The sequence below is a fragment of the Streptomyces jumonjinensis genome (assembly GCF_009600885.1).
Lineage (GTDB): Bacteria > Actinomycetota > Actinomycetes > Streptomycetales > Streptomycetaceae > Streptomyces > Streptomyces jumonjinensis.
On sequence record NZ_VCLA01000105.1, the window covers coordinates 1 to 10025 of the forward strand.

At 73.0% G+C, this 10025-nt stretch carries 10 protein-coding genes; 5 read left to right on the forward strand and 5 right to left on the reverse strand.

Annotated features, from left to right (window positions below; all coding sequences use genetic code 11):
- The coding region (locus tag FF041_RS12100; protein ID WP_407698142.1) for an FtsB family cell division protein at window positions 1–433 on the reverse strand (433 nt) is incomplete at its 3' end.
- On the reverse strand, window positions 430–1386 hold the full coding sequence (gene rsmH, locus FF041_RS12105; protein WP_153522836.1) for a 16S rRNA (cytosine(1402)-N(4))-methyltransferase RsmH: 957 nt from the start codon (window positions 1384–1386) through the stop codon (window positions 430–432). The genes FF041_RS12100 and rsmH, both read right to left, overlap by 4 nt.
- 353 nt (window positions 1387–1739) lie before the next feature.
- Here rsmH and FF041_RS12110 point away from each other — a divergent pair, with 353 nt between their 5' ends.
- From FF041_RS12110 to FF041_RS12130, 5 genes are all read left to right on the forward strand, one after another.
- Window positions 1740–2282: a beta-class carbonic anhydrase gene (locus tag FF041_RS12110; protein ID WP_153522838.1), complete on the forward strand. Its 543-nt coding sequence runs from the start codon at window positions 1740–1742 to the stop codon at window positions 2280–2282.
- Window positions 2283–2616: 334 nt separating this feature from the next.
- Window positions 2617–3663: an AAA family ATPase gene (locus FF041_RS12115; RefSeq protein WP_323391751.1), complete on the forward strand. Its 1047-nt coding sequence runs from the start codon at window positions 2617–2619 to the stop codon at window positions 3661–3663.
- Window positions 3663–5063, forward strand: a complete 1401-nt coding sequence (locus FF041_RS12120; RefSeq protein ID WP_153522840.1) for a DUF58 domain-containing protein — start codon at window positions 3663–3665, stop codon at window positions 5061–5063. The genes FF041_RS12115 and FF041_RS12120 overlap by 1 nt, the downstream gene beginning before the upstream one ends.
- Window positions 5060–7474 carry a transglutaminase TgpA family protein gene (locus FF041_RS12125; protein WP_153522841.1) on the forward strand — a complete coding sequence of 805 codons (2415 nt, stop codon included), beginning with the start codon at window positions 5060–5062 and terminating at the stop codon, window positions 7472–7474. Before FF041_RS12120 ends, FF041_RS12125 begins: the two co-directional genes overlap by 4 nt.
- A gap of 195 nt (window positions 7475–7669) precedes the next feature.
- Window positions 7670–7957: a hypothetical protein gene (locus FF041_RS12130; RefSeq protein ID WP_153522843.1), complete on the forward strand. Its 288-nt coding sequence runs from the start codon at window positions 7670–7672 to the stop codon at window positions 7955–7957.
- A gap of 130 nt (window positions 7958–8087) precedes the next feature.
- Here the strand turns inward: FF041_RS12130 and FF041_RS12135 are convergent, their stop codons facing one another.
- The 3 genes from FF041_RS12135 to FF041_RS12145 all read right to left on the reverse strand — a co-directional run.
- Window positions 8088–8495 (reverse strand): DUF3040 domain-containing protein, encoded by a 408-nt coding sequence (locus tag FF041_RS12135; protein ID WP_323371207.1) that lies wholly within the window; start codon window positions 8493–8495, stop codon window positions 8088–8090.
- 249 nt (window positions 8496–8744) lie between these two features.
- Window positions 8745–9527, reverse strand: a complete 783-nt coding sequence (locus FF041_RS12140; protein ID WP_407698143.1) for a class I SAM-dependent methyltransferase — start codon at window positions 9525–9527, stop codon at window positions 8745–8747.
- A 201-nt stretch (window positions 9528–9728) separates the two neighbouring features.
- A partial coding sequence (locus FF041_RS12145) for an SAV_6107 family HEPN domain-containing protein (RefSeq protein ID WP_267133188.1) occupies window positions 9729–10025 on the reverse strand: 297 nt, incomplete at its 5' end.

Below are 10025 nucleotides of genomic sequence, written 5' to 3' on the forward strand. Positions count from 1 at the left end.
CGGCGGGGGTCCGGGCCGGGGTGCCGCTGGGGAGGGGGCCGGCGGCCGAGGGGGCGGCGGAGGGCTCGGCGGCCGGGCCCGGCTCGCCGCGCACGGTCCCGTCGGGGTCGAGGAAGGCGGGGTTCCCGCCGGGGACCATGCCGAGTTCGCGGGCGCGGCGCTCCAGGGCGTCGGGGGCGCGGTAGCCGTCCACCTCGCGCTGGAGCTCCTGTTGCTCGTCGGTGAGCTCGGTGGTCTCGCGCTTGAGCTCGCTCAGTTCGAAGGAACCCTCGTTGAGCGAGGAGTTCAGCAGCAGCAGGGTGATCAGCCCGCCGCCGAGCAGCACCACGACCAGCAGCACGAAGGGGGTGCGGGCGGCGGAGCTCGGGCTCGCCGGCATCATCCTGGCGAGCCGGGCGGCACGCCCCCGGAGCTGCTTGGGCGCGGGGCTCACCGCACATCCTCCCGGATGCGCTGTGCTCCCCTCAGACGCGCGGGAGCGGCCCTGCGGTTCTGGGCGACCTCCTCATCGGTCGGGAGCTCGGCGCCGCGGGTCAGCAGCTTCAGCCTCGGCTGGTACTCCTCCGGCACGATGGGGAGCCCGGGGGGCGCGGTGGTGGCGGCGCCCGCCGCGAGGACCTGCTTGACCAGCCGGTCCTCCAGGGACTGATACGAGAGCACGGCGATCCGTCCGTCCACGGCGAGCGAGGCGACCGCGGCCGGGATCGCCCGCTCCAGCACGCTCAGCTCTCCGTTCACCTCGATGCGCAGCGCCTGGAAGGTGCGCTTGGCCGGGTTGCCCCCGGTCCGTTTGGCGGCCTGCGGCAGCGCGTCGCGGATCAGTTCCACCAGTCGGGCGCTGTTGCTGAAGGGCTCCTTCTCGCGCTCCCGTACGACGGCCGAGACAATGCGCTTGGCCTGCTTCTCCTCGCCGTACATCCGCAGGATGCGCACCAGCTCGCCGGGCGGGTAGGTGTTGAGGACCTCGGCGGCGCTGATGCCGGTCGTCTGGTCCATCCGCATGTCGAGCGGGGCGTCCTGGGCGTAGGCGAAGCCGCGGTCGGCCTCGTCCAGCTGCATGGAGGAGACGCCGAGGTCGAAGAGGACGCCCTGGACGCGCGGGATGTCCAGCCGGTCGAGGACCTCGGGCAGCTCGTCGTAGACCGCGTGGACCAGTGTGGCGCGTTCGCCGAAGGGGGCGAGCCGTTCGCCGGAGAGCCGCAGGGCCTCCCGGTCGCGGTCCAGCGCGATGAGCCGTGTCCCGGGGAACTGCGTGAGCAGCGCCTCGCTGTGGCCGCCGAGGCCGAGGGTGCAGTCGACGACGACCGACCCCGGTGACTCCAGGGCCGGAGCCAACAGGTCCAGGCACCGCTGGAGCATCACCGGGACGTGTCGGGTATTGCTCAAAGCGCCCTCTCAGGTCCGGCGTGGGGCCCGGCCGGCAGAGCGGGACGAGCCATGCGTACGCCGCACACGCGGTGTGCGTACGCCGCACACGCGGGGAGATCTTGGAAATGTGCAGGGTGGTTCAGTGAACTGCGCGTCACTTTAGTCCACCGGCCTTGCCGGTCAATCAACCGGCCGACGGCGTGGCGGAGAACCTGCCGACGGCGTGGCGGACGGCCGGTGCGATCGGCCGCTTCACACGGACGGGCGACAGGCCATCACTCCTGTGGGTTACCTCACAACAAATCGCGTTGATGTTCTTTGTCTCTTCCCACCGCAGGACTCCCCGGCCCGCGCCCGTTAACGTCGTCACTATGACGACTTCCGCGCACCACCCCGCCGACGCTGCGCGTACGGACGCCACGGTGATCGACCGCCTCGTCGAGGCGAATCAGAGGTACGCGGACGGGTTCCGCGACCCCGGAATGGACGCGCGTCCGGTGCTGCGGGTGGCCGTGGTCGCCTGTATGGACGCGCGGCTCGACCTGCATGACGCGCTCGGGCTGGCGCTGGGCGACTGTCATACCATCCGCAACGCGGGCGGCGTGGTGACGGACGATGTGATCCGCTCGCTCACCATCAGCCAGCGGGCGCTGGGCACCCGCAGTGTGATCCTCATCCATCACACCGGCTGCGGTCTGGAATCGCTGACGGAGGACTTCCGGCATGAGCTGGAGGACGAGGTGGGGCAGCGTCCGCCGTGGGCGGTGGAGGCGTTCCGCGACGTCGACCAGGACGTACGGCAGTCGATGCAGCGGGTGCGCACCTCGCCGTTCCTGCTGCACACCGACGATGTGCGCGGCTTCGTCTTCGATGTGCACGACGGGCTGCTGAGGGAGATCGACCCGGCTGGGTGAGCCGACCCGGCTGGGTGGTCGACCCGGCTGGGTGAGACGGGCGAGCGGGCGGGCCGGGCGAGCGGGCGGCGAGCGGGCCAGGTGGGACGGGACGGCTCCGGTCGCGGTGTGACCGAGCCTGTCGCGGTGTGACCGAGCCTACAGTCCGACAAAGTCCGCCTAACCCGGCATAACCCACTCGGTTATCCACAGGCAAGTGACACGACGTGGCAACGGCAACAAGAATGCTCGGGTGCGCCCCCCTTCCGGAACCACCCGGGAGCGTGGTGCGTGCATCGGGGTGGGCCGCGCCGTCTGGAGACTCGGCCCTGAGGAATGGGCCGAGGAGGGCCGGGTGACGACCTATGACGATCGAGCGAGCCTCACAGATCTGACCACCACCGCGGATCGCGTCCGCAGATCGGTGGAGAGGGTGATCGAGGGCAAGCCTGAGGTCGTACGGCTTTCGCTGACCGTGCTCCTCGCCGAGGGACATCTGCTCATCGAGGATGTCCCCGGCGTGGGGAAGACCATGCTGGCCAAGGCGCTGGCACGGTCCATCGACTGTTCGGTGCGACGGATCCAGTTCACACCGGATCTGCTGCCGTCCGACATCACGGGGGTGTCCGTCTTCGACCAGCAGCGGCGCGACTTCGAGTTCAAACCGGGTGCGATCTTCGCCCAGATAGTGATCGGCGACGAGATCAACCGCGCGTCGCCCAAGACCCAGTCGGCGCTGCTGGAGTCGATGGAGGAGCGCCAGGTCACCAGCGACGGCACGACCTATGAGCTGCCCAGCCCGTTCATGGTGGTGGCCACCCAGAACCCGGTGGAGATGGAGGGCACCTATCCGCTGCCCGAGGCGCAGCGGGACCGCTTCATGGCCCGGGTCTCCATCGGCTACCCCAGCGCGGAGGCCGAGCTCCGGATGCTCGATGTGCACGGCGGGGTCTCCCCGCTCGACGACCTCCAGCCCGCGGCGCACGCGCATGACATCGTGAAGCTGATCGAGGCCGTGCGCAATGTGCATGTCGCGGAGCCCCTGCGGCGGTACGCGGTGGAGCTGGTGTCCGCCACCCGCAGCCACCCCGACCTCAGGCTCGGCGCCTCGCCGCGGGCCACCCTGCATCTGCTGCGCGCGGCCAAGGCGACCGCCGCGCTGGCCGGCCGGGACTACGCGCTGCCGGACGACGTCCAGGCCCTGGTGGTGCAGGTGCTGGCGCACCGGCTGCTGCCCACCGCGCAGGCGCAGCTGAACCGGCGTACGGCGGAGCAGGTCGTGCTGGAGATACTCCAGCGCGTCCCGGTGCCCACGGCCGACGGCTCACAGAAGGCGTACGGCGCGGACCGCTCGTCCTCCGTCCCGCTCTACGGCCAGCAGCCCGGCGGCCGGCGGCCGTGATGTCCGCAGGGGGACCCGCTGACGGGGGCGGGGACGGCAGGGGCAGGGACGGCAGGGGCAGGGACGGCAGGGGCGGGGACGAATCCGGGGTGAAGGCCGCCCTGAGCGGGCTGACCACCCGCGGCCGGTCGTTCCTCGCCGCGGGTGTGGCGGCGGCCGTGTGCGCCTACGTCCTGGGGCAGAGCGATCTGCTGCGGGTGGGGCTGCTGCTCGCGGTGCTGCCGCTGGTCTCCGTGATCGTGCTGTACCGCACCCGCCACCGGGTCACGGGCAGCAGAGCGCTCGCCCCCACCCGGGTGCCGGCCGGGTCCGAGGCGCGGGTGCGGCTGCGCATCGACAACGTCTCCCGGCTGGCCACCGGACTGCTGATGCTCCAGGACCATGTGCCCTATGTCCTCGGGCCCCGGCCCCGGTTCGTCCTGGACCGGGTGGAGGCGGGCGGGCGGCGTGAGGTGGCCTACCGGGTCCGCTCGGATCTGCGCGGAACCTATCCCCTCGGCCCGCTCCAGCTGCGGCTGACGGACCCGTTCGGCATGTGCGAGCTGACCCGCTCGTTCAGCGCGTTCGACACCCTCACCGTGATTCCCCGGACCGAGCCGCTGCCGCCGGTGCGGCTCACCGGCGACGCCTCGGGATACGGGGAGGGGCGCAGGCGCTCCCTGGCGCTGGCCGGCGACGACGATGTGATCCCGCGCGCCTACCGGTACGGCGACGATCTGCGCCGGGTGCACTGGCGCTCCACCGCGCGCCACGGCGAGCTGATGGTGCGGCGGGAGGAGCAGCCGCAGCGGGCCCGGTGCACGGTGCTGCTCGACACCCGGAGCATCGCCTATCCGGGGGTGGGTCCCGACGCCCCGTTCGAGTGGGCGGTCTCGGGTGCCGCGTCCGTCCTGCTGCACATCCTGGAACGGGGCTTCGCGGTCCGGCTGCTGACCGACACCGGGAGTTCGGCGCCCGGGGAGGGGCTCGACGGCTTCGCCGGCTCGCCCCAGGAGTCGGCGGACTCCGCCGGGCTGCTGATGGACACCCTCGCGGCGGTGGACCACTCCGAGGGGGAGGACCTCTCCCGTGCGCACGATGTGCTGCGCGGCGGGAAGGAAGGGCTGCTGGTCGCGTTCTTCGGCGATCTGGACGAGGAGCAGGCGGCGGTCGCGGCCCGGATGCGGCAGGGCAGCGGCGCGGCGGTCGCCTTCGTGCTGGACGGCGAGACCTGGGCGAGCGGCGGCGCGTCGCACGGAGCGGTGCGGGACCGGATCCGGCGGCTGCGCGAGGCCGGCTGGTGCGCCGTCGCGGTACCGCCCGGGGCATCGCTGCCCGCGCTCTGGCAGCAGGCCGATCAGCAGCAGGGCGAAGTCTTCGGCGGCGCGGTGTACGGAAGCAAGGGTGGGGATGGCTCATGAGCGGTCGCGGACGGCTGGCTCTCTGCGCGTACGCGGCCACGCTGATGGCGGCCTGCGCGCTGCTGCCGCTGATCGACGGCGTCGGCTGGCTGGTGCAGGCGGTGTTCCTGCTGGGGGTCCAGAGCGGCGCGGGCGCGCTGGCACGCCGGGTCCCGCTGGCCCGGCCGCTGACGGTGGTGGCCCAGGCGCTCACCGGGCTGCTGCTGCTCACCTGGGTCTTCGCCCGGGACCATGCGCTGCTCGGGGTCGTGCCGGGGCCGCAGACGCTCGGGCGGCTCCATGAGCTGCTGCTGGCGGGCGGCGAGGACATCGGGAAGTACGCGGCGCCCGCTCCGTCGACGGACGGCATCTCGCTGATGGTCGTCGGCGGGGTGCTGGTCATCGGGCTGACGGTGGACGCGATGGCGGTGACGTTCCGCAGCGCCGCCCCGGCCGGTCTGCCGCTCCTCGCGCTGTACTCGGTGGCCGCGGGCCTGGCCGACGACGGGGCCAACTGGCTGTGGTTCCTGCTCGCGGCCTCCGGATATCTGCTGCTTCTGCTGGCCGACGGCCGGGACCGGCTCTCCCGGTGGGGCAGGGTCTTCGGGACGCCCGCCTCCCGGGCGCGCGGTGCGGGGGCCTTCGAGACGGGCAGCGCTCCGGTCGCCCCGCTGCGCACCGGCCGCCGTATCGGTGTGCTGGCGCTGGGCGTGGCCCTGGCGGTGCCCGCGGGGCTGCCCGCTCTGGAGGGCGGACTGCTGGCCGGCATGGGCACCGGCAAAGGCGGCGGCGACGGCGGGGGCGGCACCATCTCGGCGGTCAACCCGCTGGTGTCGCTCCAGGACAATCTCAACCAGCCCGACAACCGCGAGGTCATCCGCTACCGCACCCGGGAGAAGAACACCGACCAGCTCTATCTGCGGATCGTGGCGCTGGACCGGTTCGACGGGACGACCTGGAAGTCGTCGCAGCGGAAGGTCACGGGCATACCGGAGCGGCTGCCCCGGCCGCTGGGCCTGAGCGGCGCGGTGTCGACCAAGGAGATCACCACGAGCTTCTCGGCCGCCCAGTACTACGAGCAGAACTGGCTGCCGATGCCCTTCCCGGCGACCGATGTGGACATCGACGGGCGCTGGCGCTTCGAGCCCGCCGGGCGGACCGTGGTCGGCGACCAGGGCAAGAACACCGGCGGCATGCGCTACGTGGTCGACAGCCTGCTGGTGCGGCCGACCGCGAAGCAGCTGGCGGACGCACCGGCCGCCCCCGAGGCGCTGCGGCGCGAGTACACCCGGGTGCCCGACGACCTGCCCGCAGTGGTCGAGGAGACCGCCCAGCAGGTCACCAGGGGCGCGGCCAACGACCATGAGCGGGCGGTGATGCTCCAGAAGTGGTTCTCCGAGGACGGGGGCTTCGTCTACGACACCACGGTGGAGTCCGGCACGGGGATCAACGCGATCACCCGCTTTCTACAGCAGAAGCAGGGCTTCTGCGTCCATTTCTCGTTCTCGATGGCCGCGATGGCCCGGACGCTGGGCATACCGGCGCGGGTCGCGGTCGGCTTCACCCCGGGCAGCCCGCGCGCGGACGGCACCATGTCGGTGACGACGAACGACGCGCACGCCTGGCCGGAGCTGTACTTCGAGGGCGTGGGATGGACCCGTTTCGAGCCGACCCCGAGCCGTGGCAGTCAGCCCGACTACTCCCTGGACGAGACGCCGGACGGCGGTCCGAGCAGCCCGGCCGAGCCCACGAAGTCCGCGTCCGACGCGCCTTCCGCGGCCCCCTCCACCTCGAACAGCTGCCCGCCGGAGCTGCGCAGGCTCAATGACTGCGAGGCCGCGGCCCCGGCGGACGTGGACACCGCCGCCGGCTCGGGCGGCTCCGGTTGGACCGCGCCGCTGATCGGCCTGGTCGTATTGCTCGCGGCGGCGGTGCCGCTGCTGCCGCTGCTGTGGCGGCTGCGGAGGACCGCGCGCAGGCTGGGCTCCCCGGGCCGGGGCGCGGAGGACGTCAGGTCACGGACGCTGGCGGCCTGGCTGGAGGTCTCCGACACCGCCTGGGACCACGGCATCGCGCCGGACGACTCCAGGACGCCTCGGCAGACCGCGGCCGGGATCGTCCGGCTGGGGCGGCTGGAGGGCGAGGCGGCGGCTGCGGTGCACCGGATCGCCGACGCGGTCGAGCAGGTGCTGTACGCGCCCCGGCCCCGGCCGGTCACCGGGCTCGCCGATGACGCGGCGCGGGTCCGCCAGGGGCTGCGCGCCGGAGCGGGCCGCGGGGTCCGGCTGCGAGCGCTGCTGCTGCCCCGCTCGACGGTCCGTGCGGTATGGGCCTTCTCGGCCGGCTGGACGGCTCTCATGGACCGGTGGCGGCGCTGGAGCGAGGCCCGCCGGGCGGCGCTGCTGCGCCGCCCGTCCCGGCAGCGGAGCTGACCGGTCGCACGGAGTGGGAGTGGGGCCGACGCCCAGGGCGTCGGCCCCCACTCCCCTCTGCGGTGTACGGGTACCCGGACGGGGCGGCCATCAGCACGGGCCGGGTGCGGGACGGATGCGAAAGGTGATCGCGGCGGTGCGGAGTGTCGCCGTGCCGCCAGGGGCGGAGCCGGATCGACGGACCGGACCGGGGCGATGCACCGGTCCGGGTCGACGGACGACGGGGTCAGAACCAACGGACCGGACCGGATCGACGGAGCGGGCCGGGGCGATGGAGCGGGCCGGGTCGACGCACGGAAACGGCTCGACGCACGGAAACGGCTCGACGCACCGGCGTCGGCGGACCGGCGCGGTGCGTCGGGGGCGGGCTGGGCCCGCGCCATGGGTTCCGGGCGGCTCAGCACCGCCTGGGGCGCGCTATCGGCAGGGGAGACCCGTCAGGGCGGTGACACACCCGGCTTCACCGGCCGGGCGCACCCGTGAGCGGTGGATACACGGAAGCGCAGGAACGCAGGGTCCGAGGGGGCGCGCTCATGGAGCGGGCTCCAGGAACTGGGCCGCCGCACACCAGGGCGGACGCGATGCGTCTGCCCGGCGGGGACCTTCCGGTGGTTCAGTGACCCTGTTCGTCGCGGCGGCGCTGCCACCGCTGCTCGATCCGGTGCATCACCGACTTGCGCTGACGGGACTGCCGGGGCTGTCGGCGAGCGTCGCCCGCCGTGTCTCCCAGAGTCTGCTGCTCACCTGGCTTGGGCGCCTTGCGCCATCCGGTGACCGCTAGTACCGCACAGCCCAGCATGACCAGGAATCCCACCACGCTGATTGGGATCACCTGCGCGACCATTCCGGCCATGAGAAGCGCGATACCCACCAGGAAGCCTGCAACCGCTTGGTAGACCCGTCGCCGGGTGTACGTACGCAGCCCGCTTCCCTCAAGCGCTGTCGCGAATTTGGGATCTTCGGCGTACAGCGCTCGCTCCATTTGCTCGAGCATTCGCTGCTCGTGCTCCGAGAGCGGCACGGAGTCCTCCTAGTCGTCGGCCGCGGGGGCGACCGTATGCGGCCCTTTCAGGATAGGCAGGGAATCGCCCCCGTGAAACCCGCCCTCTACGCCAGTTCGCCAGTTCGGGCCGCCACGGCGGCTTTGGCTGCTGAGGCGTAGATTCCCCAACCTCCGATCCGTCATGCCGGATGGTGTCCCTCGATCATACGGGGCGAAGGACACGATCGGGGGGTCTGTGGCGTACTCCATGTGCGGTTGCGCCGCTGATCAGCGGCGCTTCTCTCCCAGTACGTGCAGCTGGGTGGCGACGGAGTGGAAAGCGGGCAGCTCGGCGGCGGCGGCCTCCAGTTTGAGCAGGGCGTCCAGCGCACCCGGCTCGGTGTCCACCAGCACACCGGGGACCAGATCGGCGAAGACCCGCACGCCGTGGACCGCGCCGACCTCCACACCGGACTGTCCCACCAGCTCGATGAGCTGGTCGGCGGTGAAACGGCGCGGCATCGGGTCCCCCTCGCCCCAGCGCCCCGAGGGGTCGGTGAGCGCCTGGCGGGCCTCGGTGAAGTGCCCGGCCAGCGCGCGGGCGAGCACGGCCCCGCCGAGCCCGGCGGCGAGCAGGCTGATCGCCCCCTGGGGCCGGAGCGCCTCCACCGCGTTGCGCACGCCCTCGGCGGGGTCGTCCACGTACTCCAGGACGCCATGGCAGAGGACCGCGTCGTAGCCGCCTCGCTCCACGACCTCGAAGAGGCCGTGGACATCGCCCTGGACGCCCTGGACCCGGTCGGCCACCGACGCCTCGGCAGCCCGGCGCTCCAGCGCGAAGAGCGCGTTGGGGCTGGGGTCGACCACGGTGACCCGATGGCCGAGCTGGGCGACGGGCACCGCGAAGGACCCGCTGCCGCCACCGGTGTCGAGGACGTCCAGGGTGTCTCTCCCGGTGGCCTCGGCCCTGCGGTCGAGGGCGTCCTTGAGGACCTCCCAGACCACGGAGGTACGGAGGGAGGCGCGGGGCGGGCGCTGCGGGGTTGCCCCGCGCGGGGACGGGTCCGGCACGGCAGTTGACTCCTCGGGCGGAGCCGCCCCGGGCCGCGCGGGCGCGGCGGGGCGGGCGGTGAGCGCCGGCCCCGGTCGCTGACTTCGGGGCCGGGGGCTCTCGGCGGGCGGTGGGCTTGCTGGCTCTCGGGTGACGACTCGGAACATCACCCACCCTATTGCCTCCTTCCCGGGGGCCGCCCCCGCGTCCCGGCCCGGGCGTCACACGGCGTCCTCCGTCTCGGCCCGGTCCGCCCTCGGCTGGGGCAGCACGGGCTGGAGGACCAGCATCCGCTCCACCAGGCGCAGAAACATCGCGGCGTCCCGCAGCAGATTCTCGGCGTCGCCGCTGCTGGCCGCGCCGCGTATGCCGGCTTCCGCGCGCGCCCTGCGGGCGGCGCCCGAGGCGAAGTGCGAGCTCCACTCGGCGAGTTCGGGAGCGGTCTCGGTGAGCAGCTCCCAGGCGCTGCGGATGCCGGCCCTGCGGCCACGGCGGGCCGGAGTGCCGCCGCCGCGGCC

Excerpts from the sequence above, each read along its gene's own strand:
- FF041_RS12110 (WP_153522838.1), top strand. The coding sequence starts at position 1,740 with ATGACGACTTCCGCGCACCACCCCGCCGACGCTGCGCGTACGGACGCC.
- FF041_RS12120 (WP_153522840.1), top strand. The coding sequence starts at position 3,663 with ATGTCCGCAGGGGGACCCGCTGACGGGGGCGGGGACGGCAGGGGCAGG.
- FF041_RS12125 (WP_153522841.1), top strand. The coding sequence starts at position 5,060 with ATGAGCGGTCGCGGACGGCTGGCTCTCTGCGCGTACGCGGCCACGCTG.
- FF041_RS12130 (WP_153522843.1), top strand. The coding sequence starts at position 7,670 with ATGCACCGGTCCGGGTCGACGGACGACGGGGTCAGAACCAACGGACCG.